Source organism: Nocardioides asiaticus (assembly GCF_040049175.1).
Taxonomy (GTDB): Bacteria; Actinomycetota; Actinomycetes; order Propionibacteriales; family Nocardioidaceae; genus Nocardioides; species Nocardioides cheoyonin.
Genome location: NZ_JBDZDM010000001.1, coordinates 429,196 through 453,071, shown reverse-complemented (window position 1 = coordinate 453,071; position 23,876 = coordinate 429,196). Strand labels below are relative to the sequence as shown.

The following is a 23,876-nucleotide window of genomic DNA, read 5'->3' as shown; positions in this document are numbered from 1 at the left end:
CCGCACGGCACCAACAGGGATTGGGGGGCTCGGGACTTCCGTGACAGCCGAGGAGAGGGCGCGGCGGACCGCTGAGGCCGATGCCCTGTGCGCGAAGGCGTACGACGAGAAGGGCGGCCCCGACACCGGGGCCGCCCTTGTCGCAGTAGGGGGCTACGGACGCGGGGAGCTGGCGCCGTACTCCGACTGGGACGTCGTCCTCGTCCACGACGACGGAGTGGAGCCCGGCGACTTCGCGGTGCAGCTGTGGTACCCGTTGTGGGACGTCGCCGCCCGGCTCGACCACGCGGTGCGATCGTTCTCGGAGATGCTCGAGGCCGCCGGCGCCGACCTGCGGGTCGCGGTCGGGCTGCTCGACATCCGCCACCTCGCCGGCGACCCCAACCTCACGCTCAGGCTGCGGGCGACGATGCTCGCCCATTGGCGCCGCCAGGCGCGGCAGCAGCTGCCCGCGCTGAAGCGGATGACCTTCAGCCGGCACGAGCTGATGGGCGAGCTCGCCCACGTCTCCGTGCCCGACGTCAAGGAGGCCGGGGGAGGGCTCCGCGACGCCGTCGCGCTCAAGGCGCTGGTCGCCAGCTGGTTGGTCGACGTCCCCCACGGCGAGCTCGATCGGTGCAAGACCGCGCTGCTCGACGTACGCGACCTCGTGCAGGAGCTCGCCGGGCGGGCGAGCGACCGGATCGCCCCCGAGATGTGGGACGGCCTCGCCGAACGACTCGGTCTCGAGGACGCCCGGGCGGCCCAGGTCCACGTGCGCGAGATCGGCCGCCGGATGATCCACCTGACCCGGCTGACCTGGCGTCGGGTCGACGCCGCGCTGGAGCGTACGCCGGCGGTCGGGCCGCGCCGGCCGGCGCTGACGCCGCTCGACGACGGTGTCGCGCTGGCGTACGGCGAGATCGTGCTCGAGCGCGGCGCGAAGCCCGCCGAGGACCCGCTGCTGCTGCTCCGCGCGTCGGCGGAGGCGGCCGAGCGGGGCGTCGTGCTGGCCCCGCCGACGGCCGCCCGGCTGGCGCGGGAGGTGGCGCCGCTCCCGGAGCCGTGGCCCGCCGAGGCCAGGCAGCTACTGGTCCGGCTGCTCGCGTCCGGGCGCGGGCTGCTGCTCGTCTGGGAGACGCTCGAGGAGACCGGGGCGCTCGCCCGGATCCTGCCGGAGTGGGAGCGGATCATGCTGCTCCCGCACGCCTCTATCGTCCACCGCTTCACCGTCGACCGGCACGTCGTCGAGACCTGTATAGAAGCGTCCCACCTCATCCGCGACGTCGCGCGGCCCGACGTCCTGCTCCTCGCGGCTCTGCTCCACGACATCGGCAAGGGCAGCCTCACCGAGCACAGCGTCGCCGGCGCGCCGATCGCGCGCGACGTCGCGCTGCGCGTGGGATTCGACGAGGAGACCGCCGACCTGATCGCCCACCTCGTCCGCTGGCACCTGCTCCTCGCCTCCACCGCGACCACACGCGACCCCGACGACCCCGTCACCATCCGACAGGTGGCCGAGACCGTCGGCAGCGCCGAGGCGCTCGAGCTCCTCACCGCGCTCACCGAGGCGGACGCGCGCGCGACCAGCCCGAAGGCGTGGTCGGCGTGGCGCTCGCGGCTCGTGCTCGACCTGGCCGGCCGGGTGCAGCGCGCGCTCGACACCGGCAGCGCCCCCAGCGAGCGGCCGCCGGCCGAGGTCGAGATCCCCGCCGTCGTACATTCCGGGCAGCCGTACTTCCACGTCGAGCCGCTCCCGGACGGCTCGCGGGTCACCGCGATCGCGCCCGACCGGCTCGGTCTGTTCGCCGACCTCGCCGCCACCTTCGCCTTCCAGCGGACCCCGGTGCGGGCGTGCCGGGCATGGCCGCAGGGGCCGTACGGCGTCACCGTCTGGGACGTCGACGACCAGCACCTCGACGCCGCCGTGCTGCGCTCCCGCTTCGAGGCGATCAGCGAGGGACGCCTCGACGCCGGCGCCCGGCTGCGCCCCGGAGAAGCGCATACGACGCTCGCGCCGTCCGTCGTCGTACGCCCCGAGGCGTCCACGCAGGCCACCGTCCTCGAGGTCCGCACCGCCGACCGGCCCGGCATCCTCTATCTCGTCTGCCATGCCCTCTCGCAGCTCGAGGTGGCCGTCCGCTCCGCCCACGTCGACACGCTCGGCCCGCAGGCGGTCGACGTGTTCTACCTCCAAGAGGCCCACGCCGCCGCCCTTACCGACCAGCGGGCCGCCGAGGCCGCGCATGCCGTGCGTGCGGCGCTGACGGGGTAGTCGACGGTCGCTCGGGTCTGGTCGGGTGGGAGGGCGCCTCAGGATTCCCCGGCTGGCAGGGGAAATCCGACCTTGTGGGGCATTCAGACACCCCACAAGGTCAGGTTTCCCCGGCCGACCGGGGAAACCCAGCTCGCCGCCGCCCACTCCGCCAGTCCCCGCCGCCCCGCGCCGACGCGGCCCGGATGGGGTCGGCCGGTTAGTCTTGACCCTCGACACGATCCATCAGCGTTTGAGGACCTGCACTTGTTCGCCACGCTCTCCGACCGGCTCGCCTCCACGTTCAAGAACCTGCGGGGCAAGGGGCGGCTCTCCGAGGCCGATATCGACGCGACCGCGCGCGAGATCCGCATCGCCCTGCTCGAGGCGGACGTCGCGCTGCCGGTGGTGCGCGAGTTCGTCGCCAACGTCAAGGAGCGCGCCCGCGGCGAGGAGGTCAGCCAGGCGCTGAACCCCGCCCAGCAGGTCGTCAAGATCGTCAACGACGAGCTGGTCAAGATCCTCGGCGGCGAGACCCGCCGGCTGCGTTACGCCAAGACCGGGCCGACGGTCATCATGCTGGCCGGCCTGCAGGGCGCCGGGAAGACGACGCTGGCCGCGAAGCTGGCGCTCTGGCTCAAGGAGCAGGGCAAGCAGCCGGTGCTCGTGGCGGCCGACCTGCAGCGGCCCAACGCGGTCAACCAGCTCCAGGTCAACGGCGAGCGCGCCGGCGTACCCGTCTTCGCACCGGAGCCCGGCAATCCCCACGGTGTCGAGCACGGTGGGGACCCGGTCGCGGTGGCGCGGCAGTCGATCGACGAGGCCAAGCGCAAGCTGTACGACGTCGTCATCGTCGACACCGCCGGACGGACCGGCGTCGACGCCGAGATGATGAAGCAGGCCGCTGACATCCGCGACGCGGTCCAGCCCGACGAGGTCCTCTTCGTCGTCGACGCGATGATCGGGCAGGACGCGGTCAACACCGCGCAGGCCTTCCTCGACGGCGTCGGGTACGACGGCGTCGTACTCACCAAGCTCGACGGCGACGCCCGCGGCGGTGCCGCGCTATCGATCGTCCAGATCACCGGCAAGCCGATCATGTTCGCCTCCAACGGCGAGAAGCTGACCGACTTCGACCTCTTCCACCCCGACCGGATGGCGTCGCGCATCCTCGACATGGGCGACGTGCTCACCCTGATCGAGCAGGCGGAGAAGGCCTTCGACCAGGAGGAGGCGCAGAAGGCCGCCGAGCGCCTCGGCACCGGGGAGTTCACGCTCGACGACTTCCTGAAGCAGATGCAGCAGCTCCGCAAGCTCGGCTCGATGTCGAAGCTGATGGGGATGCTGCCCGGGATGGGGCAGTTCCGCGACCAGCTAGAGAACTTCGACGAGCGCGAGATCGACCGGATCCAGGCGATCATCCAGTCGATGACCCCGGCCGAGCGGGCCAACCCGAAGATCCTCGACGGCTCCCGCCGCTCCCGCATCGCGAAGGGCTCCGGCCGCCAGGTCTCCGACGTCAACCAGCTCGTCGAGCGGTTCAACGAGGCCAAGAAGATGATGACGCAGCTCGCCCAGGGGGGCGGGCTCCCGGGCATGCCCGGGATGCCGGGCGCGGGCTTCGGCAAGCGCTCCGGCGCCAAGCAGGCCCCGAAGCAGAAGAAGGGCAAGGGCGCGCGCCGCTCCGGCAACCCCGCCAAGGCCGCAGCGCAGGCGAAGGCCGCAGCCGAGAAGCAGGCGGAGAAGAAGCCGGCCAACCCCTTCGGCCTGCCGGACGGTGAGGAGCAGGAGGTCGACTACGAGGCCGCTGCCGCGCAGCTCAACCTCCCGAAGGACTTCTCGAAGTACCTCAAGTGACGCCCCGCTCGAGCTAGACGCCGACGGCGATCACCCGCGCGGGCGTGATCCGGATCAGCTCGCCGGAGAAGCCCGGCGGCGTCTCCTGGTCGGTCAGCGTCTCGGCGGTGCCGCGGATCTCGACCATCCGCGGCCGCCAGGGGTCGACGGACGCCAGGTCGTCGACGACGAAGGCGACCTGGGGGTGGTGGCGCACGTTGCGGTACTTCTGGCTCTGCCCGAGCCGGTGCCCGCCGATGACGATCCGGCGCTGGTCGTCGATCCAGAAGCCGACCGGATTGTTCTGGACGTCGCCGTCGGGACGGACGGTCGCCAGCCGGCCGAGTCGCTGCGATCGGAGGTAGGCGAGCTGATCGTCGGTGAGAGCCATGGCTCGATCGTCCGACCTCGAGCGCGGTTGAGGTCAAGGACGCCCTACGCTCCTCCCATGTCCACGGTTCTCGTCATCGACGGCGCCAACGTCGTCGGTGCCCGTCCCGACGGTTGGTGGAAGGACCGGGCGGGCGCGGCGAGACGCCTGCACGAGTCGCTGCTGATCGCCGACACGGCGTACGACGAGATCGTGCTGGTCCTCGAAGGAGCCGCGAAGGGCGGCGTACGCGCCGGCCGGGACGGCCACGTCACCACCGTGCACGCGCCGCGCGACGGCGACGCCACGATCGTGGCCGAGGCGAGGGCGGCCGCCACCCGCGGCGCGCAGGTCGTGGTCGTCACCGCCGACCGGATGCTGCAGGCGCGGGTCTGGGGGACGGGCGCGACCACGGTGAGCCCGCAGTGGCTGCTGGACCAGCTCTGAGCTGATCGGCCGAGTGGTCCAGACCGTTCCGCAGGTTTGACCGGACCCCGTCGGGGCATAGCGCGGCCATGACGATGCTGCGTATCGAGGTCGACGGCCGTGCCCTCAGCTTCCCGCCCGACAAGGTGGTGAGGATCGGGCGCTCCATCGACGCCGACGTGGTCCTCTCCGCGACGTCGGTCTCCCGTGCCCACGCCGAGCTCAGACCGGGACGATCCGGGTGGACCCTCGTCGACGTGGGCAGCTCCGGCGGCACCTTCGTGGACGGCAGGCCGGTCAGGGAGCAGCCGATCACCGGCCGCACCCTCGTCCAGTGCGGGCCCGCCGGACCCGGGTCGAGCCTGACGGTGGACCCGGAGGTGCAGGGCGCCACCCCGCCGCCGCCCGCCCCCCGGGCACCCGGTGCCGCCGCGGCCGCACCGCCCGAGCAGTCGATGCCCGCCATGCCGCCCGCCCCCGCGCCTCCGCCGGCCGGCGCCGCGGCAGTGTCGTACCCGCCGCCCACCGGCGCGCCCGTCGCCGGGTCGGGAGTCCCCGGCTCGCCGGCCCCGGCCGCCGCTGCGCCCGCCGGCGCACCCGGCGTACCCGACGCATCCGGCGCACCCGGCGCACCCGGCGACGCGGCGTACGACGTGACCATCGCCCCAGGCAAGGCGGCGCCGATCGTCGCGCCCGGGATGCCACCGGGCGCCACGCCACCGCCGTCGGGCCCGGACCTGCTGGTGGTCGCGGAGGGCAGGGAGTACCGCTTCCGCCACCCGGCCACGGTCACCATCGGCCGGCTCCCCGAGAACGACATCGCGATCAACGACCAGGGCGTCTCGCGCCAGCACGCCCGGATCATCGCGAAGCCGGGCGGCTGGGTGTTCCAGAACGGCTCGCAGTCGGGGTCGTATGTCAAGGGCAAGCCGGTGACGAACCTGGAGTTCGACGAGACCACCGACGTACGCCTCGGCCACCCGGTCGCCGGCGAGGCCGTCTCGCTGGTCCCGATCCTGAGCGCCGAGGAGGAGGTACGCCGGTTCGCGCGCAAGCGCCGCAAGAAGATGCTGACCATCGGCGCGATCGCCGCGGCAGTGATCGTCCTCGTTGGTGGCGGCGTCACGGCGTCGGTCCTCCTCGGCGGCGGCTCCGACGAGCCGACCGACACGATGGCGACGCTGACCCAGGCCGAGCAGGACCGCGCCCAGGCGGCGACGGTGCTCATCTCGTACGAGGTCCACACCTCGCAGGGGGACGGCCTCGTGACCGGCTCGGGGTCGATCATCGGGAGGAACGGGCTGATCCTCACCAACGCCCACGTCGCCGAGCCGGAGGCCGACGGGCTGTCCGACATCTACGGGCCGAGCTCGCTGCCGAACCCGGACTACCTCGAGATCCACCTGACCGACCCGGACAACAACTACTACACGAGCGACGCCGACTACCGCGCCAAGGTCGTCGAGGCCGACGGCCACCTCGACGCGGCCGTGATCCAGGTCTACGCCGACGCCTCCGGCGACCCCGTCGACCCCGACACTCTCGACCTGCCGACGATGCCGATCGGCGACTCCGACGCGATGCACACCGGCGACGACGTGACGATCCTGGGCTTCCCGGGCATCGCGCGCTCGGGCGACACCGACCCGTGGGACGAGCACCCCGAGGTGACGGTCACGAAGGGCGTGATCTCGACGTTCATCGACACCGAGCGGCTCGGGAAGCGCTCCGAGATCGACACCGACGCGCGGATCGCGCCCGGCAACTCCGGCGGAGCTGCGATCAACAACGACGGCGAGCTCATCGGCGTACCCTCCGCCACCTTCAAGGAGGAGGAGAACGGCGAGTCGAGCGGCAGGATCCGCCCGCTGGCCTACCTCACCGACCTGATGGACGAGGCGAAGTCGGAGGCGCAGTAGGCGTCACCGCTGCGGGTGAAATGCGCGTGCCCGCGGATGTTACGCACGGGTCGCTGTTGACGTGACGCGCGTCACATTTTTACCTTGAGGGGCGCGCCGCGCATCCGGCCACCGTCGGGCCGCGGCTCCGGTGCGGCCTCGACGGGGAGGCCGGGCGAACCTCGCTCGGGCTAGGAGACCCCTGTGCCGCACCGCTCTCGCCTCGTCAGCTTCCGCCATCTATTCCGTCGTACGCCGCTGCTCGCCTCGGCCGCCGCCGGCGTCCTCGCCCTCGGGCTGGTCCCGTCCGCGACAGCCCACACCGCACCGGTCGCCGGCGCAACCGCCCGCCACAGCGCCGCGGCTCCGGCGTACCTCAACGCACGGCTCCCCGTCGAACGCCGGGTCAGCGACCTGCTGAGCCGGATGACGCTCGCCGAGAAGATCGGCCAGATGGCGCAGGCCGAGCGGGCCGACGTCACCGCCGACCCCGGTCTCATCACCAGTCTCCGCCTCGGCAGCGTGCTCTCCGGCGGCGGGTCGGTGCCGGACCCGAACACGCCGGAGGCCTGGGCCGACATGGTCGACACCTTCCAGAAGGCCGCGCTCGGCACCCGGCTCCACATCCCGATCCTGTACGGCGTGGACTCGGTCCACGGCCACGGCAACCTGTACGGCGCCACGGTCTTCCCGCACAACATCGGGCTCGGTGCCACCCGTGACCCGCGGCTGGTCGAGCAGATCGAGCACATCACCGCGATCGAGACTCGGGCGTCCGGGCCGCAGTGGGTCTTCGCCCCCTGCATCTGCGTGGCGCGGGACGACCGCTGGGGCCGCACGTACGAGTCCTTCGGCGAGGACCCGGCGCTCGTGAAGCGGTTCGAGACCGCGATCGACGGGTTCCAGGGCACGTCGCCCAAGGACCTGGCGGCCCGTGACCACGTGCTCGCGACCGCGAAGCACTTCGCGGGCGACGGGCTCACGTCGTACGACCCGTCGAAGGCGCTCTCCAACACCGCCTACCCGATCGACCAGGGCGTCGACGAGGTCTCGCACGCCGAGTTCGCCCGGCTCGCGCTGGCGCCGTACGTCGACGCGATCCGCCGCCACGGCGTGCAGTCCGTCATGCCGTCGTACTCCAGCGTCGACTGGACCGAGGACGGTCTGGGCAACCCGATCAAGATGAGCCAGAACAAGCAGCTCATCACCGGCTGGCTCAAGCACACGATGCGCTTCAAGGGCCTCGTCATCTCGGACTGGCAGGCGATCCGGCAGTTGCCCGGCGACTACGCGAACCAGGTCGCGCTCGGCGTCAACGCCGGCATCGACATGTTCATGGAGCCCAACTCCGACGGCGTCGGCACCCCGCAGTTCATCGCGACGCTGACCGACGACGTCAACGACGGGCTGGTGCCGATGAGCCGGATCGACGACGCGGTCTCGCGGATCCTCCGGGTGAAGTTCGAGCTCGGCCTCTTCGAGCACCCCTACACCGACCGGTCCCTCATCAACACGATCGGCAGCAGGGCCCACCACGCCGTCGCCCGCAGGGCGGCCGCCGAGTCGCAGGTCCTGCTCACCAACCGCGGCGGGACGCTGCCGCTGAGCGGGCGGCAGCCGGTGTACGTCGCCGGCGGCAGCGCCGACAGCTACGGCAAGCAGGCCGGCGGATGGACGCTGCAGTGGCAGGGCGACCCTGACAACGTCATCCCCGGGACCACGATCCGCGCCGGCATCGAGGAGGACAGCAGCGGGCCGGTGACCTACAGCGAGGACGCCAGCGCACCGGTCCCGAGCGACGCCAACGGCATCGTGGTCGTCGGTGAGACGCCGTACGCCGAGGGCCCGGGCGACTACAACGGCCCGCTGTGGGCGCCCAACGGGGTCCAGAAGATGACGCTCTCGGACGCCGACGCCCAAGCGGTGAGGACGGTCTGCTCCCAGGCCGCGACGTGCACGGTCGTCGTCGTCTCCGGCCGGCCGCTGATCCTGCCGCCCGACCTCCTCTCGCAGGTCGACGCGCTCGTCGCCGCCTGGCTGCCGGGCAGCGAGGGAGCCGGGGTCGCCGACGACCTCTTCGGTCTGCACCCCTACACGGGCAGGCTGCCGGTCACCTGGCCGCGAACGCTCGACCAGGAGCCGATCAACGTCGGCGACCGGGACTACGACCCGCTGTTCCCGTACGGCTGGGGCCTCACCACACGCGTACGCCACTGAGCCGGCCCGCGGGACGTCATACCGGACGAGCGGGGGGACCGACCTCGTCCGTATGACGTCCCGCGGCGCCTGTAACGTGCCTCACGTGACTGCCCTCGCCTTCTCCGGACCGGTTCTGCCCGACGGCGAGCCGCGCGACCTGTACGTCGTCGACGGCCGCATCACCTACGAGCGGCCGGCCGGCGCGGAGACCGCGGCGCGCGGCTGGATCGTGCCCGGGCTGGTCGACGCCCACTGCCACATCGGGCTGGGGATGGACGGGGCGGTCGACGAGGCGACCGCCGAGCAGCAGGCGATCGAGGACCGCGACGGGGGAGCGCTGCTGCTGCGCGACTGCGGCAGCGCCGCCGACACCAGCTGGATCCACGAGCGCGAGGACCTGCCGCGGCTGATCCGGGCCGGTCGCCACATCGCGCGGACGAAGCGCTACATGCGCAACTACGCCGAGGAGGTCGAGCCCGAGGACCTCCGCCAGGCGGTGGCGCACCAGGCCCGCCGCGGCGACGGGTGGGTCAAGCTCGTCGGCGACTGGATCGACCGGGCCGAGGGCGACCTGCGGCCCAGCTTTCCGGCCGAGGACTTCGCCGCTGCGGTCAAGGTCGCCCACGACCACGGTGCCAAGGTGACCGCACACTGCTTCGGCCGCGACGTCCTCCCCGGGCTGATCGAGGCCGGCATCGACTGCATCGAGCACGGCACCGGCCTGACCCCGGACCTGATCGAGCCCATGGCGGAGAAGGGCATCGCCCTCGTGCCGACCGTCCTCCAGTTGGAGATCTTCCCCAGCCTGGCCGAGCAGGCCGGCGCCAAGTTCCCGGCGTACGCCACCACCATGACCGACCTCTTCGCCCGCCGCCGCGAGACGATCATGAGCGCGTACGAGGCGGGCGTCGCTCTTTACGCCGGCTCCGACGGCGGCGGGGTCCAGCGCCACGGCATCCTCCACTCGGAGGTACTCGCGATGCACCAGCTGGGGCTGCCGGCCCACTACGCCCTCGGCGCCGCCAGCTGGCGCGGCCGAGAGTGGCTGGGCTGGAACGCCGGGCTCGAGGAGGGCGACCCCGCCGACTTCGTGGTGTACGACGCCGACCCGCTCGCCGACCTCAGCGTGCTCGCCCGGCCGGCCGCCGTCGTGCTCCGCGGCCGGGTCGTCGGGTAGGGCCTGCACCACCACCGGTCGGGGTGGTCGCACGGTCGTCATCCATGGCCCGACGGCCGAGCCTGGAGGCATGGTCCTCACTGACACTGACACCGCCACCGTCCCGCGCGCCGTCGAGATCTCCTTCCGCCTCTGGCTCCTGGCCGTCGCCGCCGGCCTCTTCGAGACCGTCCTTGTCGTCACCGACGGACTGGTCGAGCACACTCTCTCCGGCGGGGCGATCGTCTCGGGCGCCGGCGTACGCCTCGTGGTCTTCGCCGTTGCGCTCGTCCTGGCGTTCCGGATGCGGGCGGGCTCCCGGGCAGCATCCCTCGCACTCACCGTGCTCCTCGGCGTCCTCGGGCTCGCCTCCCTGCTGGTCGGGCCGCTGGAGTGGCTGGCCGACGGCGCCCCCGACCCGCACCTGCGGCCCGTCGAGTGGGTCTTCGCCGGCAGCCGCGTCGTCCACGTGGCCGCGGTGCTCGGGGCGGTCGCCGCGATGTACGCCGCCCGCGCGCGCCGGTGGTTCCGTGGCTAGGACTCCGCCGGCTCCCGCACGTCGCCGCGGGACGGGACGTCGCCGGCGTGCCGCGGGTGCGGCAGATGGACCGCGCGCAGCCCCGCCCGCGACGCGACGAGCACGCCGAGGAGCGGCAGCATTGCGACCGCCGCGAAGGACCCGATCGCGGGCACCGCGCCGATCGTGTCGGCCAGCGGCGGGGCGAGGACCGAGCCGACGAGCGCGGCCGCCACCATGGCGGTGTCGGCGAGGCCGAGCAGCCCGGCGCGGCGGTCGTCGTCGGCGTACTCCTGGATCGCCGCGGTCGCCGCCGACTCCACGACGACCGTGGACGCGCCCACCAGCGCGAGCGGTGCGAGCGCCCACCAGACAGACCCCGAGACGACGACCAGGCCGAGGCCGCCGGCGACCAGGAGGAAGCCGAGCCGGGCGCGCGAGACCGGGCCGCGGGCGAGCAGCGAGAGGAGCGGGCCGCCGAGCGCGCTGAACCCGAGAGCGGCCACGGCGGGGCCGTACGCCCCGTCGCCGCCCCACTCCGCCTTCGCCAGCGGAAGCACGCCCACCGCGACCGCGGAGTCGACCAGGTTGACCAGCATGAGCACCGCCAGCGCCCGACGGAGCGGGCTGCCGAGTGGGCCGCCCAGGGCGCGGTTCGGACCGCGATGCCCTGACGGCGGCGCAGCCAGGCGGCCGGGTGCGGGCCTCGGCTGTCGTACGCCGGCATAGGCGGCGACAGCGCCGAGGGAGAGTACGACGGAGACGGGGCCGACCAGCCACGGCACCCCGAGCAGCAGCCCGCCGATCGCCGGCCCGACGACCCACCCGGCCACCTCGATGGTGACCAGGAGGTCGGTGGCCCGCTCGCTGTGCGCGCCGGCGAGTCGCGGCATCCCGGCGGCCAGGGCCGGGTAGGCGGGGGTCGCTGCGGCGATCGCCAGCGTGGCGAGGACGACCCCGAGGACCGCGTGGTCGGTGGCCAGGGCGAGCATCGTCGCGGTGAGGAGCCCGAGCCGGGCGATCAGGGTCACGCGCACGATCAGGTCGCGGCGGTGCCGGTCGGCGAGGCGCGCGACCCACCACGAGAGCACCACGTACGGGAGCATCCGTGCGCCCGCTGCGGCACCCAGCACGAGGCCGTCGCCGTACTCGTCGAAGATACGGAGCAGCAGCAGCGGCCACACCAGCGACATCGCCGTCGACGCCAGCGCGTGCGAGCCGAGCACGCGCAGCGTGGTGCGGGACATGGCTGACCTCCGGGGCAGGCGGCGATGGACAGGAGTGCCCCGCCCCAGCGCTGATACCCGGGCTCAGCGGAGGTCGGTGATGCGGGACGCCTCCGGGACGTACTTCACGAGGGCGCAGTTGCGCTTCACGCACTCCTCGCCGATCCGGTCGCCGGTGCGCTTGTCGACCAGCGTCCGCCAGATCTCGTTGCGGCGGTATACGCGGCCTGACGTAGTCCGGACGAACTCCTCGCCGCGGGCCTCCACCTTGTACGAGACGGCGGTGGGCCGGTCGGCGCGTAGCTCGCCGCGCAGGTGCTTGCGGGCGACGCGGACCCGGAGCTGGAAGGTGATCGGGGTGTCGTTGCGTACGACGAGGTCGACGTAGTTGTAGACGATCGAGCAGCCGACGCCCCACGGCAGCACCCGCCTGCTGTCGGGGAAGGGGTCGAAGCTGTGCTCGGAGCGCTCGACGACGGTGAGCGGGGAGTGCAGGAACATCCAGTGCAGCAGGTTGGCGAGCTGGCAGATGCCGCCGCCGACGCCGCTGGTCGCCTCGCCGTTGGAGAGCCGCATCCCCTCGACGTACCCCTTCCGGCGGGTGCAGTTCCCCACCACCTTGTTGAAGCTGAACGTCTCGCCCGGGCGGATCAGCAGGCCATCGACGCGGCGGGAGGCGAGGCGGAGGTTGACGACCTTGTTGTGCTGGAGCCGCATCTGCGCGCCCTCGAGCTGTCGGAGCAGCAGCGAGCCGTGGCGCTTGACCAGCACCGGGAGGTCCTCGTCCGAGCGGTCGGCGGCCCAGCGGGCGTCGGAGAGCAGCCACGACACGCTGCGGCGTACGCGGTGGGCGCGGACCGCCCACGGATAGAGCCACGGGTGGCGCCGGCTGAGGGGCAGGCGCGGCGGGGCGTCGTACGTCGGCTCCCGGCGTACGACGGGGCGTTCCTCGAGGACGGTCACACCGGGGTTGACGCGAGCCGGGGCGGGTTGGTTGCCTGGCGGTCCCCGGCGCCGGCCGTGGATTTCTCGTGGCCCCGGGTGTCTGGCAGACTTGGCCGTCGAGTCCTGCGCGCCCGGACCCTCTCACCCGGACGACGCAGAGCCCATCGAAGCGACCTGCCGGTGTCCCCACTCCGGACGCGGTCCCTTCACCCGAATTCGATTCCGAAGGAATACCACCGACAGTGGCCGTCAAGATCCGCTTGAAGCGCCTGGGCAAGATCCGGGTGCCGCAGTACCGCATCGTCGTCGTCGACTCCCGCAAGAAGCGCGACGGCAAGGTGATCGAGGAGATCGGCAAGTACCACCCGAAGGAGGACCCGTCCCTCATCGAGGTGGCCTCCGAGCGTGCGCAGTACTGGCTCGGCGTCGGCGCCCAGCCGTCCGAGGCCGTCGCCGGCCTGCTCAAGATCACCGGTGACTGGCAGAAGTTCAAGGGCCTCCCCGGCGCCGAGGGCACGCTGAAGACCGCCGCTCCGAAGGCGGACAAGCTCGAGATCTTCAACAAGGCGCTCGCCGAGGCGCACGGCTCCGCCGACACCGAGGCCGTCACCAAGAAGGCCTCGAAGAAGGCCGAGCCCAAGGCCGAGGCGAAGGCCGAGGAGGCTCCGGCTGCCGAGGCTCCCGCCGAGGCCGCGGCCGAGGAGGCTCCGGCCGAGGAGGCTCCGGCCGAGGCTGAGGCCGAGGCCTGATCCGGATGCTGGCCGAGGCTCTCGAGCACCTCGTCCGCGGGGTCGTCGACCACCCGGACGACGTGGTCGTGCGCGACAAGCAGCTGCGCCGCGGCTCGGTCCTCGAGGTGCGCGTGCACCCCGACGACCTGGGCAAGGTCATCGGCCGCGGCGGCCGCACCGCCACCGCGTTCCGCACCGTCATCGGCGCGCTCGCCGGCAAGGGCGGCGCGCGGATCGACTTCGTGGACGTCGACCGGCAGCGCTGAGCCCGCGGCCCACCTAGCACAGACGAACGGGCGTCACCCTTTCCGGGTGGCGCCCGTTCGGCGTCCCCGGCCGCCCCTCAGCTCACCCCTCGTGCCGCATCATGTGCAGCCAAGGCCGGTCGAGGCGGAACGCCCGACCGGTGAGGACCTCGGGGGAGATCTCGACGACGTCGTACTTCTCCGCCCCGACCCACGGCCGCAGCGGCACGAACTCGGCGCGGTGGGCCTCGTCCTCACCCAGCAACCGTGCGGTGCCGCGCAGGACGACGCTCTCGGCGTGCTCCTCGTCGAAGCGGTCCACCTCGAAGGCGATCTTGCCGCCGAGCATGACGGCCAGCAGCTTGTCACCGGGGGCGGTGCGGAAGAGCAGGGTGTGCTCGTCGACGGCGTAGTTGATCGGCACGATGTGGACGTCGTCGACCATCCGGAAGGCGAGCCGACCGAGCTCCTGGGACCTCAGGAACTCCCAGCACTCGTCCTCGGTCAGCTCCCGCATCAGCTCGTCGGTCCCGCTGGTCATCTCTGCCTCCCGTGGTCGGTTACCTCCACCGTAGGCCCGTGCGGTCACGACCGGGAGTGACCTAAGTGAGGGTCGAAGGTCCGGAGGCGGATCTACCACCTGATCCGCGGTTCACGGCGCCGCCGTCGTACGCCCTACGCTCTCCACCGTGGAGTCCATCGAGGTCCTGGTCGGGAGGATCGGCAAGCCGCACGGCGTCCGCGGCTTCGTGACCGTCGACGTACGCACCGACGAGCCGGAGCGGCGCTTCGCCGCCGGCTCGGTGCTGCGGGCGCAGCCGCCGAGGGGCTCGTCGTACGCCGTGAAGGAGCTGACCGTCGAGGGCGCCCAGTGGCACCAGACGAGGCTGCTCGTCGCGTTCGAGGAGATCACCGACCGCAACGACGCGGAGTCGGCGCGAGGCACGATGCTGTACGCCGAGCTGCCCGCGGACGAGAGCCCCGAGGATCCCGACGAGTACTACGACCACCAGCTCGTCGGCCTCGCGGCGTACGACGAGGACGGCCGCGAGATCGGCAGCATCACATCGCTCGTCCACGGGGGTGCCCAGGACCTGCTCACGATCCGTACGCCGGACGGTCGCGACGCGCTGGTGCCCTTCGTCAAGGCGCTGGTGCCCGTCGTCGATCTCGACGGCGGGCGGGTCGTCGTCGCGGACCGGCCGGGGCTGGTCACGCCGCTTCCCGAGGACGAGCAGTGAGACTGGACTACCTGACGATCTTCCCGGACTACCTCGAGCCGCTGCGGCTGAGCCTGCCCGGCAAGGCGGTCGAGCGGGGCCTCATCGAGCTGCACGTCCACGACCTGCGGCGGTGGACCCACGACCGGCACCGCACCGTCGACGACACGCCGTACGGCGGCGGCGCCGGGATGGTGATGAAGCCCGAGCCGTTCGGCGAGGCCTTCGACGAGCTGGCGATCGACGGCGCGACGCTGGTGGTCACGACGCCGTCGGGTGCGCCGTTCACGCAGGCCGCCGCCCGCGAGCTGGCGAGCAAGGAGCGGCTCGTCTTCGTGATCGGCCGCTACGAGGGAATCGACCAGCGCGTGCTCGACCACGCCGCGACCCGGGCCGAGGTGCGCGAGATCAGCCTCGGCGACTACGTGCTCAACGGGGGAGAGGTGGCCGCGCTGGCGATCACCGAGGCCGTCGTACGCCTCCTGCCGGGGTTCATGGGCAACGCCGAGTCGCTCCTGGAGGAGTCGCACGAGGACGGCCTGCTCGAGTACCCCGTCTACACCAAGCCCGCCGAGTGGCGCGGCCTCGGCGTACCCGACGTCCTGCTCTCCGGCGACCACGCGAAGATCGCCGCCTGGCGGCACGAGCAGGCGGTCGAGCGGACCGCTGCCCGCCGGCCGGACCTGCTCCACCCGAGCCGCGTCGCGGGGGAGTGGGAGATCGTCCGCGCCACCCGCGGCGACGCCGGCGAGATCCTCACCCTGCAGCGGGCCTGCTGGATGCAGGAGGCGATCATCAACGATGACCTGAAGATCCCGCCGCTGCACGAGACGCTGGCGGACCTCGAGGAGTCGATCGGCACCTGGGACACCTACGTCGTCAGGAAGGCCGGGCGGCTCGTCGGCTCGGTCCGCGGGCGGCTGGTCAACGGCGACGAGTGGGAGATCGGCCGGCTCATGGTCGCGCCCGACCTCCAGGGCGGCGGGCTCGGGCGGACGCTGCTCGAGCACATCGAGGCGGTCGCGCCGTCGAGCGTGAGGCTGTTCTGGCTGTTCACCGGGGCGAAGAGCGAGCGCAACCACCGGTTCTACAAGAGGGCCGGCTTCCGGCTGCGGCCCGACCTGCCCTCGCCGGGCCCGACCGCGGTCACGCTGACGAAGGCGCGTCGCTGACGGCGCCGGTCAGCGATTTTCGGGCCGTACGACCGCTGTGGCAGACTTTGTCTTCGGTCTCGTCGGCCGAAGGACCGCTCCGGAGCAAGCGCGCGGAGGGTCTGCGTCGGGCTCCTGCCACAGGGGGAACCGTACGCCGCCGGCCACACGACGCGACCCACACCTGAAGATCCACTCGAATACCGCGGCTGACCTGTGGCACTCGCGAGGAGAGACATGAGCAACGTTCTCGCCGAGCTCGGCAACTCGATCAAGCGCGACGACCTCCCGGAGTTCCGGGCCGGTGACACCGTCAAGGTGCACGTGAAGGTCGTCGAGGGCAACCGGTCCCGCATCCAGGTCTTCCAGGGCGTCGTGATCCGCCTCCAGGGCGCCGGCGTCTCCCGCTCCTTCACCGTCCGCAAGGTCTCCTTCGGCGTCGGGGTCGAGCGCACCTTCCCGCTGCACTCCCCGATCTTCGACACGATCGAGGTCGTCACCCGTGGTGACGTCCGCCGCGCGAAGCTGTACTACCTGCGCAACCTCCGCGGCAAGAAGGCCAAGATCAAGGAGCGCCGCGAGGCCTGAGCGCCCCGCACGGTCAGGGTCCCTAGACTCTGCGCGTGACTTCCGACGACCGCGATCCATCCAGCGTCGAGGTCGAGCCCGACGGGCTCGAGCCGGACGACCGGGAGGGGTCGCGGTCTTCGCGTTCGGAGGCGCGTACGGGCAGGTCCCACCTGCCGCTGTGGCAGGAGACGATCCTCCTCGTCGTGATCGCGGTCGTCGTGGCGGTGGTCGTCAAGCAGTTCTTCCTGCAGGCGTTCTACATCCCCTCGGAGTCGATGGAGCCCGGCCTCGTCGACAACGACCGGATCCTGGTCGAGAAGCCGTCGTACTGGCTCGGCGGCGAGCCGCAGCGCGGTGACGTCGTCGTGTTCAGCGACCCGGGCGGCTGGCTCGACGACGAGACGGCGGGGCAGCCCGGGAGCGTGCTGACGAAGGGGCTGGCGAAGATCGGGCTCTACCCGACCGGCGGCCACCTGGTGAAGCGCGTCATCGGCGTCGCCGGCGACACGATCAGGTGCTGCGACAAGCACGGCCGCATCGAGGTCAACGGCAAGCCGCTCGACGAGCCGTACGCCAGGCCGGGGCGTACGCCCACGACCGGCGCCAAGGGCGGCGTGCCGTGCTACGGGCCGATGCCCGGGATCCTCAACGGCTCCTGCTCGTGGAAGGCGGGGCCGGTGCCGAAGGGCTACGTCTTCGTGATGGGGGACAACCGCGCCCACTCCGCCGACTCGACCGTCCACCTGTGCACGGACCAGGTGACCGAGTGCTCCGACTCGCCGTACGTGCCGGTCCACGACGTCGTGGGCAAGGTCTTCGCCCTCGCCTGGCCACTCGGCAGGGCACACTGGGAGCATCGGCCGAAGACCTTCGACTCCGTCCCCAACCGATGACCCAGCAGAGCCAACGGATGAGCGCCACCCGATCGAACCCGATGAGCAAGCCGCCGAGCCTGCGTGTCGAGCGGGCCATGCTGCGCGACGGCCTGACCCACCTCGCCGCCTGTGACGAGGTCGGCCGCGGTGCGCTGTGCGGACCTGTCACGATCGGGGTGGTCGTGATCTCCGAGGCCACCCGCACCGCCCCGCAGGGCGTCCGCGACAGCAAGCTGCTCACCCCCGAGGCGCGGCTGCGGCTGGTCCCGAAGATCCGGCGGTGGGCGCTCTGCTCTGCCGTCGGTCACGCGACGCCCGCGGAGATCGACGACATCGGGATCATCGCCGCGTTGCGCCTGGCCGGCCAGCGGGCGCTCGCGCAGCTCACCGTGGCGCCGGACGGCGTACTCCTCGACGGGAACCACGACTACCTCTCGCCGCCGCAGCAGGCCGGGCTGTTCGGCGAGCCGGAGGAGCGCTACCCCGTCGGCGTACGCGTCCCTCCGGTGACCACGATGATCAAGGCCGACCTCAAGTGCGCGGCCGTCGCCGCGGCGTCCATCCTGGCCAAGACGACGCGCGACGCGCTCATGGTCGAGCTGCACGACGAGCACCCGGACTACTGCTGGGCGGAGAACAAGGGGTACGCCTCGCCCGCCCACATCGACGCCCTCTCCCGCCTCGGTCCGTCGGCCCACCACCGTCGCTCGTGGAGCCTGCCCGGGGTGGACCCGGACGTCGATGTCGAGGCCGTCCTGGCCGGTCTAGAGTCTGACGCATGAGCGAGCGTCAGCGAGCGACCATCGGATCTCTCAGGCCGCCGCGTCCGTATTCTTTCTGTCCTTCCACGGAGGCGGCGGCATGAGCGCCGAGGATCTCGAGAAGTACGAGACCGAGATGGAGCTGACCCTCTACCGCGAGTACCGCGACGTGGTCGGCATCTTCAAGTACGTCGTCGAGACGGACCGACGCTTCTACCTGTGCAACCAGGTCGACGTGAAGGCGCGCACGGACGCCGGTGACGTCTTCTTCGAGGTCACCATGAACGACTGCTGGGTCTGGGACATGTACCGCCCCGCCCGGTTCGCGAAGTCCGTCAAGGTGCTCACCTTCAAGGACGTCAACGTCGAGACCCTCACGCCCTCCGAGATCGACCTGCCGAAGGACTAGCCCACCGGCAGGTTCATCAGCTTCACGCCGGTCGTCACCTGGCTCAGCGCGGTGATGAAGATCGGGGCCAGGTCATCGCCCTGGGCGGCGCAGAAGAAGAAGTCTCCGTCGCCGTTCTCGACGTTGCGGTTGGTGCCGTCGCAGGCGTCGGCCGCGGCCGATCCCGAGCCGGCGCCGTCCGGGCCGCTCGCCGCGGCGCCGAGCACTTGCGCGACCGACTCGTCCGGTTCGCGGTTCACGTTGGTCGTCGTCGTCACGGTCCTGTCGGCGGTGTAGGTGATCGTCGCGTTCGCCGAGCACTTCGTGTTCTGCTGGTACGGGTCGGCGGCCGTACCCGATCCGCCGCTGATGCACTTGGTCGGGGTGATGGCGCTGATGTACGGAGTACCGCTGTAGGTGGTGTTGCTCGTGGTATGCGGAAGCGATCCACCGTTGTTGTAGTCGGCGCAATACTTCCCGTCGAGGTTGTAACCGATCGTGATGAGCAAGACGCCCGCCGCCTTGGCCAGATCGGCGATCTGCTTGAAGTTGTCGCAGGCCTGCTCGCCGCCGTACCAGGTCGTGCTGGTCGTCTGGTCGGTCTCCGTGCCGGTCTGATTGTAGGTGTACTTGTAGTTGTTGTACTTCGACGGATGCTGCTGGGGGTTCACGCCGTCCGGAAGCCCGGTGGCGGTGTACGGCGAGGTCGACTGCTGGGTCGTCTGATCGGTGTGGTCGGTGTCGTTGGAGAAGACATCGGTCGAGTTGTCGAGCGAGAGTGCGCTGGCGGAGGACGAGGTCTGTGGCTCCCACGGTTGGCCGTCGGTCTCGAAGATCAAGACCTTGCGCGGTAGTCCCGCCCGGTTCGCCCCGCCGAGAGCTGAGACGTTGTTGTCCTCACCCGGCTTGTTGAGCAGGTAACGCGCGGCGGACTTCAGCGACGCCGCGAGTGCCGTGTGTGTGCCCGGGTTGGCCTGGCTGAGGCAGCTGATCGCCTTGTAGAGCGCGTTGTTGGTGTCGAGCGTCCTTGCACCGTTCGAGTTCATGGTGCTGTAGTCGTCGTGGAACTGGATCGGGACCCAGGATCCTCCGCTGGCGACTGTCTCGGACGTGCTGGGGTAGATCAGCCCCTTGTCACCGCTCGTGCAGGACTTGGACTCCGGCGATTCAGTGCGCTTGAGCGCACTGGGGCCCAACGCGCCGAAGGCGACGTACTGCTGCTCCGGCGTCATCACCTGCAGCATTCCCTTGATGCCGTCGGCGAGTTGCGAGCGATAGTCGGTACGGCCGTCGATCATCGACATCGTCCGGTCGGCCATGACCACGACGTCCATCGGGTTCGGCGAGATGGCCCCGCAGGGACCCTTGCACGCCACGGCCACCTGAGCCCCCGTCGAGCCCTTGTCCACGCCGATCACGGGCGCGAAGCTGAACGGCACGTCCTGGTCCGCGCCGACGCGGATCGTGTTGCAGGTGATCGGCAGGCCGTTGTACGCCGACGTACCAGGGCTCGAGCCGTCGCTGGCGTCCTTCAGCCCGCACGGGATCGCGCACAGGGTCTTGTTGCACGTCATCGAGAACGTCGCACCGTCCCAGGCCCGCACCCGGTTCTGGTACTCCGACTGCTTCCACTGGGTGGCGCTCGAGGTGGCGTCCGGGTTGCAGACACCGGCGGTCTGGCCACCGCTCGGGATCTGGTAGTCGGCGACCATCGGCGTGCTGAACGGAGTGCCGTCGCCGTTCAGCTTCCGGCCGACCACGCACCAGAAGCTGACGTCGTCAGCGTCCAGGCTGCCCTCGCCGTTCTGCTCGAAGAAGGTCGACGCCTTGTCGACGGCCTGCTGCAGGCCGTTCGTGCCCGTGTCGAGATAGAAGGCCGCAGCGGTGGCGGCGGCGTCGAGCTGGTTCTTGAGCAGGTGCTTGCGGTCGACCTGCTTGGCGATGTCGACGCTGATCGCCGCCGACGCGAACAGAACGATCGCCAGGACCGCGACCAGGATGGCCACCGCCCCGCGCTCGTCGCCCCGGCGGGACGCGAAGTACCTGATCATTCCCTCACCATCTCCGCGGTGCGGGTGAGCGTGATCGTGTCGCCCGTGCACCTGTCTCCGAACATGCTGCACATGGCTCCGATCGGGGTCAGCCAGTGGTGGACGTAGCTGACGGTCACCTTGACCGTCGAGCCGGACTTGGCGGCGCCGTCGTACGACGAGCCGCAGCTCCCGTCCGCGCAGATCGTCACCGTCAGCCCCGAGCCGCTGATGCCGACGTCGCCGAGCTCGTCGTCGACCGTCTGCTGGATCGTGGCGTAGTCGCCGTCGAGGCTCGCGACGCGTGCGGCGTCGCGGGCGGCGTTGTTGATGACGGAGTCGCGGTTGAGCATGTAGCCGAAGTCGATGATCCCCATGACGAGCATGAGCAGGATCGGTGCGAGCAGGGCGAACTCGAGCACGACGGAGCCGAGATCGTCGCGCGTACGGTCACGTACACGCTGCAGCATCCGGTCCCCCTCCCAGGCGTGCTTCGCAGGGAACGTAGACGCCCGCGACCACCTCCCACGCCCGGTTCGAGTGAGAACCACCCGAACGGACAACCCGGATGACCGATTTGGCCCACCCACCCCTAGTCCGGACGACGGGAGAAGGAGGGTGCGATGACCGTCTGGCTACAGTCGGATCATGCGCGTTGCCGTACTCGGAACCGGGATCATGGGCTCTGCGATGGCCCGCTCGCTCCGCCGTGAGGGGCACGACGTCGTCGCCTGGAACCGCACCGCGGCCAAGGCGGAGCCGCTGGCCGCCGACGGGATCGAGGTGGCGGGCAGCGTCACGGACGCGGTGACGGAGGCGGACGCCGTCATCACGATGCTCTTCGACACCGACGCGACCCTGAAGGTCAAGGACGAGCTGGTCGCCGCGCTCGGGCCTGAGGCGGTCTGGCTGCAGATCGGCACCGTCGGACCCGATGGGGCGAAGCGGCTCGCGGAGGGGGTGGACCGCTTCGTCGACGCTCCGGTGGTCGGGACGAAGGCCCCCGCCGAGAGCGGCACGCTCGTCGTACTCGCCTCCGGTCGGCCCGACCTCGTCGAGCGGGCGAGGCCGGTCTTCGACGCGATCGGCAGCAGGGTCGTCGTGGCCGGCGAGGAGGTCGGCCGGGGGAGTGCGCTCAAGCTCGTGGTGAACTCCTGGGTCGCTCTGATGGCCGGCGGGATCGCCCAGTCGATGACGTTCGCGCGGGCGCTCGGCCTCGATCCCGCGCTCTTCCTCGAGGCGGTGGACGGCGGCCCGACCGGTGCGCCGTACGTCAAGCTCAAGGGGGAGAGCATCCTCAACGGCGACTACGCCACCTCCTTCGCCGTCGACGGCGTCGTGAAGGACGTCGGGCTGATGATCGAGACCGCTCGGTCCGTCGGCTTCCCGACCGAGCTGCTCTCGACCGTGCGGGAGCTGTACGCCGCGGCCTCCGACTTCGGTCACGGCGGCGAGGACATGGCCGCCGTGACGTACGCCTTCGAGCGCTGAATCGCGCCAGACCGGGCCACCTACCGTCCACAGCCCCGCTTCGGGCAGGGCTCCTCCACAAGGCGTCTCGTACGCCCTCGTCGTCGTCCCCGCTGCCGCCGATGCTGGTCGGCGCAACCACACGGCACGGAGGACGCCATGACGACAACCGCACTTCAGAAGCAGGCGCTGGGGAGGTACGGCGAGACGGTCGCCGAGCGCCATCTCGTCGACCAGGGGATGCTTGTGCTCGACCGCAACTGGCGCTGCGACGAGGGCGAGATCGACCTCGTCCTGCGCGACGGCGACGTCCTCGTCGTCTGTGAGGTCAAGACCCGCAGCAGCGACCAGTTCGGGTCGCCCCACGAGGCGGTCGACGACGCCAAGGTCGAGCGGCTGCGACGGCTGGCCGACCGCTGGAAGACAGAGCGATCGCTCACCAACGTCCCCGACGTGCGGTTCGACCTGGTCGCGGTGCGCCACACACCCAAGGGTGCCGCCCTCGTCGACCACGTGAGGGGGCTCTGAGGTGTTCGCGACGGCTCATACCGTCGCCCTCCGCGGCGCGGTCGGCCACCTCATCGACGTCCAGGCCGACGTGTCACCCGGACAGGTCGGGTTGACCCTGGTCGGCCGGGCCGACGCGGCTCTCACCGAGGGCCGCGACCGAGTGCGCATGGCGATCATCAACAGCGGCTTCGACTGGCCGGCCACCAAGCGCATCACCGTGCTCCTCTCGCCGGCGGACCTCCCGAAGAACGGCAGCCACTACGACCTCGCGATGGCCGTCTCGATCCTCGCTGCCTCGGAGTCGGTCCATCCCGGCGCGGCGGAGGGCACCGCCTTCATCGGCGAGCTCACCCTGGACGGTGGCCTGCGCTCGGTCACCGGGGTGCTCCCGATGGTCCTGGCGGCCGCCCAGCGCGGGGTCTCCAGGGTCATCGTGCCGGAGCCTCAGGCGCGCGAGGCGGCCATGGTGCCCGGGATGGAGGTCCTGGGGTTGCGCTCGCTGGCGCAGGTCGTCGCCGTGCTGCGCGGCGAGCAGGTCCCCGAGGCTCCACCGGTGCCGCTGGTCACCGGCGGCCACGTCCTGGGCTGGCGCGGTGACGACCGCCTCGAGGAGGTCGACATGGTCGAGCTGCTCGGCATGCACGAGGTGAGGTACGCCGTCGAGGTCGCTGCGGCAGGGGGCCACCATCTCCTGCTCAAGGGGCCGAAGGGGTGCGGCAAGACCTCCATCGCCGAGCGCATCCCGACCGTCCTCCCCGATCTCGAGCGTGACGTGTCGGTCGAGGTCATGGCGGTGCAGTCGCTCGCGGGAGCCCTCGACCCGACGAAGGGACTGGTCACGCGGCCGCCGTTCGCTGCTCCGCATCACGATGCGAGCCGGGTGAGTCTGGTCGGTGGGGGAGGCGGTCGGGTGCGGCCCGGCGAGATCTCGCTGGCCCACGGCGGCGTGCTGTTCCTACACAACAACACCTAACCCGCTTCTGATCCTCCGCCATCCAGCGGCCACGCGGCCGAGGTGTCGCCCCGCACCACCCCGCCGAGCGCGTATGGTGCCGGGCCGCGCTCGGCCGAGCACGAGCCGACCGCCGAGGAACGCGACGAGGGGTAGCAGAGGGTCCG

At 71.4% G+C, this 23,876-nt stretch carries 24 protein-coding genes and 1 pseudogene; 19 read left to right on the top strand and 6 right to left on the bottom strand.

The window, feature by feature from the left end; all coding sequences use genetic code 11:
* Positions 1-40: 40 nt before the first annotated feature.
* Both ABLE53_RS02185 and ffh read left to right on the top strand, forming a co-directional pair.
* Entirely contained in the window at positions 41-2,254 is a 2,214-nt protein-coding gene (locus ABLE53_RS02185) for a [protein-PII] uridylyltransferase (protein ID WP_348856925.1), read from the top strand.
* A 246-nt stretch (positions 2,255-2,500) separates the two neighbouring features.
* Positions 2,501-4,090, top strand: a complete 1,590-nt coding sequence (ffh, locus tag ABLE53_RS02180; RefSeq protein WP_348856924.1) for a signal recognition particle protein — start codon at positions 2,501-2,503, stop codon at positions 4,088-4,090.
* Positions 4,091-4,103: 13 nt separating this feature from the next.
* On the opposite strand, the gene ABLE53_RS02175 is transcribed toward ffh, so the two are convergent.
* Complete coding sequence (locus ABLE53_RS02175; RefSeq protein WP_348856922.1) at positions 4,104-4,460, bottom strand: PPOX class F420-dependent oxidoreductase; 357 nt, start codon at positions 4,458-4,460, stop codon at positions 4,104-4,106.
* A 57-nt stretch (positions 4,461-4,517) separates the two neighbouring features.
* Here ABLE53_RS02175 and ABLE53_RS02170 point away from each other — a divergent pair, with 57 nt between their 5' ends.
* From ABLE53_RS02170 to ABLE53_RS02150, 5 genes are all read left to right on the top strand, one after another.
* A complete protein-coding gene (locus ABLE53_RS02170; protein WP_348856921.1) occupies positions 4,518-4,886 on the top strand; it encodes an NYN domain-containing protein in 369 nt (122 codons plus the stop codon).
* A 68-nt stretch (positions 4,887-4,954) separates the two neighbouring features.
* A complete protein-coding gene (locus ABLE53_RS02165; RefSeq protein ID WP_348856920.1) occupies positions 4,955-6,784 on the top strand; it encodes an FHA domain-containing protein in 1,830 nt (609 codons plus the stop codon).
* Between the two features lie 183 nt (positions 6,785-6,967).
* Positions 6,968-8,980, top strand: coding sequence for a glycoside hydrolase family 3 protein (locus tag ABLE53_RS02160; RefSeq protein ID WP_348856919.1), 2,013 nt, complete (start codon positions 6,968-6,970; stop codon positions 8,978-8,980).
* Positions 8,981-9,065: 85 nt separating this feature from the next.
* The gene (locus ABLE53_RS02155) at positions 9,066-10,139 is read left to right on the top strand and encodes an amidohydrolase family protein (protein ID WP_348856918.1); all 1,074 of its coding nucleotides are present in this window, start codon (positions 9,066-9,068) and stop codon (positions 10,137-10,139) included.
* 70 nt (positions 10,140-10,209) lie between these two features.
* A complete protein-coding gene (locus tag ABLE53_RS02150) occupies positions 10,210-10,656 on the top strand; it encodes a hypothetical protein (RefSeq protein ID WP_348856917.1) in 447 nt (148 codons plus the stop codon).
* On the opposite strand, the gene ABLE53_RS02145 is transcribed toward ABLE53_RS02150, so the two are convergent.
* Positions 10,653-11,882, bottom strand: coding sequence for an MFS transporter (locus ABLE53_RS02145; RefSeq protein ID WP_348856916.1), 1,230 nt, complete (start codon positions 11,880-11,882; stop codon positions 10,653-10,655). The two genes, ABLE53_RS02150 and ABLE53_RS02145, sit on opposite strands and share 4 nt — an antisense overlap.
* A 63-nt stretch (positions 11,883-11,945) precedes the next feature.
* A complete protein-coding gene (locus tag ABLE53_RS02140) occupies positions 11,946-12,824 on the bottom strand; it encodes a VanW family protein (protein WP_348856915.1) in 879 nt (292 codons plus the stop codon).
* A 224-nt stretch (positions 12,825-13,048) separates the two neighbouring features.
* Between ABLE53_RS02140 and rpsP the strand changes: the two genes are divergently transcribed.
* Positions 13,049-13,555 (top strand): 30S ribosomal protein S16, encoded by a 507-nt coding sequence (gene rpsP, locus ABLE53_RS02135; RefSeq protein ID WP_348856913.1) that lies wholly within the window; start codon positions 13,049-13,051, stop codon positions 13,553-13,555.
* A 5-nt stretch (positions 13,556-13,560) separates the two neighbouring features.
* Complete coding sequence (locus ABLE53_RS02130; protein ID WP_348856912.1) at positions 13,561-13,803, top strand: RNA-binding protein; 243 nt, start codon at positions 13,561-13,563, stop codon at positions 13,801-13,803.
* A gap of 82 nt (positions 13,804-13,885) precedes the next feature.
* On the opposite strand, the gene ABLE53_RS02125 is transcribed toward ABLE53_RS02130, so the two are convergent.
* Positions 13,886-14,323, bottom strand: a complete 438-nt coding sequence (locus ABLE53_RS02125) for a pyridoxamine 5'-phosphate oxidase family protein (protein WP_348856911.1) — start codon at positions 14,321-14,323, stop codon at positions 13,886-13,888.
* A gap of 148 nt (positions 14,324-14,471) precedes the next feature.
* Here ABLE53_RS02125 and rimM point away from each other — a divergent pair, with 148 nt between their 5' ends.
* The 7 genes and pseudogenes from rimM (at position 14,472) to ABLE53_RS02090 (ending at position 18,768) form a co-directional block, all read left to right on the top strand.
* Complete coding sequence (gene rimM, locus ABLE53_RS02120; RefSeq protein WP_348856910.1) at positions 14,472-15,023, top strand: ribosome maturation factor RimM; 552 nt, start codon at positions 14,472-14,474, stop codon at positions 15,021-15,023.
* A pseudogene (trmD, locus tag ABLE53_RS02115) lies at positions 15,020-15,688 on the top strand (tRNA (guanosine(37)-N1)-methyltransferase TrmD); the annotation flags it as partial. The gene rimM and the pseudogene trmD, both read left to right, overlap by 4 nt.
* Positions 15,689-15,781: 93 nt before the next feature.
* The gene (locus tag ABLE53_RS02110) at positions 15,782-16,174 is read left to right on the top strand and encodes a GNAT family N-acetyltransferase (protein WP_348857757.1); all 393 of its coding nucleotides are present in this window, start codon (positions 15,782-15,784) and stop codon (positions 16,172-16,174) included.
* A gap of 216 nt (positions 16,175-16,390) precedes the next feature.
* Positions 16,391-16,741: a 50S ribosomal protein L19 gene (rplS, locus tag ABLE53_RS02105; RefSeq protein ID WP_348856909.1), complete on the top strand. Its 351-nt coding sequence runs from the start codon at positions 16,391-16,393 to the stop codon at positions 16,739-16,741.
* A 35-nt stretch (positions 16,742-16,776) separates the two neighbouring features.
* The gene (gene lepB, locus ABLE53_RS02100; protein WP_348856908.1) at positions 16,777-17,616 is read left to right on the top strand and encodes a signal peptidase I; all 840 of its coding nucleotides are present in this window, start codon (positions 16,777-16,779) and stop codon (positions 17,614-17,616) included.
* A gap of 17 nt (positions 17,617-17,633) precedes the next feature.
* Positions 17,634-18,380, top strand: coding sequence for a ribonuclease HII (locus ABLE53_RS02095; protein WP_348856907.1), 747 nt, complete (start codon positions 17,634-17,636; stop codon positions 18,378-18,380).
* Between the two features lie 79 nt (positions 18,381-18,459).
* Positions 18,460-18,768, top strand: a complete 309-nt coding sequence (locus tag ABLE53_RS02090; protein WP_348856906.1) for a DUF2469 domain-containing protein — start codon at positions 18,460-18,462, stop codon at positions 18,766-18,768.
* On the opposite strand, the gene ABLE53_RS02085 is transcribed toward ABLE53_RS02090, so the two are convergent.
* Positions 18,765-20,798: a hypothetical protein gene (locus ABLE53_RS02085; protein ID WP_348856905.1), complete on the bottom strand. Its 2,034-nt coding sequence runs from the start codon at positions 20,796-20,798 to the stop codon at positions 18,765-18,767. The two genes, ABLE53_RS02090 and ABLE53_RS02085, sit on opposite strands and share 4 nt — an antisense overlap.
* Positions 20,795-21,247 carry a TadE family protein gene (locus ABLE53_RS02080; protein ID WP_348856904.1) on the bottom strand — a complete coding sequence of 151 codons (453 nt, stop codon included), beginning with the start codon at positions 21,245-21,247 and terminating at the stop codon, positions 20,795-20,797. The genes ABLE53_RS02085 and ABLE53_RS02080 overlap by 4 nt, the downstream gene beginning before the upstream one ends.
* A 178-nt stretch (positions 21,248-21,425) precedes the next feature.
* Between ABLE53_RS02080 and ABLE53_RS02075 the strand changes: the two genes are divergently transcribed.
* From ABLE53_RS02075 to ABLE53_RS02065, 3 genes are all read left to right on the top strand, one after another.
* Complete coding sequence (locus ABLE53_RS02075) at positions 21,426-22,268, top strand: NAD(P)-dependent oxidoreductase (RefSeq protein WP_348856903.1); 843 nt, start codon at positions 21,426-21,428, stop codon at positions 22,266-22,268.
* A 138-nt stretch (positions 22,269-22,406) separates the two neighbouring features.
* Positions 22,407-22,775, top strand: coding sequence for a YraN family protein (locus ABLE53_RS02070; protein WP_348856902.1), 369 nt, complete (start codon positions 22,407-22,409; stop codon positions 22,773-22,775).
* 1 nt (position 22,776) lies between these two features.
* Positions 22,777-23,730 (top strand): ATP-binding protein, encoded by a 954-nt coding sequence (locus tag ABLE53_RS02065; protein ID WP_348856901.1) that lies wholly within the window; start codon positions 22,777-22,779, stop codon positions 23,728-23,730.
* Positions 23,731-23,876: the final 146 nt, after the last annotated feature.

Coding starts and splice junctions, on each gene's coding strand:
- ABLE53_RS02070 (WP_348856902.1), top strand. CDS start 22,407: ATGACGACAACCGCACTTCAGAAGCAGGCGCTGGGGAGGTACGGCGAG.
- ABLE53_RS02170 (WP_348856921.1), top strand. CDS start 4,518: ATGTCCACGGTTCTCGTCATCGACGGCGCCAACGTCGTCGGTGCCCGT.
- ABLE53_RS02175 (WP_348856922.1), bottom strand. CDS start 4,460: ATGGCTCTCACCGACGATCAGCTCGCCTACCTCCGATCGCAGCGACTC.
- ABLE53_RS02145 (WP_348856916.1), bottom strand. CDS start 11,882: ATGTCCCGCACCACGCTGCGCGTGCTCGGCTCGCACGCGCTGGCGTCG.
- ABLE53_RS02125 (WP_348856911.1), bottom strand. CDS start 14,323: ATGACCAGCGGGACCGACGAGCTGATGCGGGAGCTGACCGAGGACGAG.
- ABLE53_RS02090 (WP_348856906.1), top strand. CDS start 18,460: ATGAGCGCCGAGGATCTCGAGAAGTACGAGACCGAGATGGAGCTGACC.
- ABLE53_RS02075 (WP_348856903.1), top strand. CDS start 21,426: ATGCGCGTTGCCGTACTCGGAACCGGGATCATGGGCTCTGCGATGGCC.
- ABLE53_RS02165 (WP_348856920.1), top strand. CDS start 4,955: ATGACGATGCTGCGTATCGAGGTCGACGGCCGTGCCCTCAGCTTCCCG.
- ABLE53_RS02130 (WP_348856912.1), top strand. CDS start 13,561: ATGCTGGCCGAGGCTCTCGAGCACCTCGTCCGCGGGGTCGTCGACCAC.
- ABLE53_RS02150 (WP_348856917.1), top strand. CDS start 10,210: ATGGTCCTCACTGACACTGACACCGCCACCGTCCCGCGCGCCGTCGAG.
- rplS (WP_348856909.1), top strand. CDS start 16,391: ATGAGCAACGTTCTCGCCGAGCTCGGCAACTCGATCAAGCGCGACGAC.
- ABLE53_RS02110 (WP_348857757.1), top strand. CDS start 15,782: ATGCAGGAGGCGATCATCAACGATGACCTGAAGATCCCGCCGCTGCAC.
- ABLE53_RS02085 (WP_348856905.1), bottom strand. CDS start 20,798: ATGATCAGGTACTTCGCGTCCCGCCGGGGCGACGAGCGCGGGGCGGTG.
- ABLE53_RS02095 (WP_348856907.1), top strand. CDS start 17,634: ATGAGCGCCACCCGATCGAACCCGATGAGCAAGCCGCCGAGCCTGCGT.
- ABLE53_RS02080 (WP_348856904.1), bottom strand. CDS start 21,247: ATGCTGCAGCGTGTACGTGACCGTACGCGCGACGATCTCGGCTCCGTC.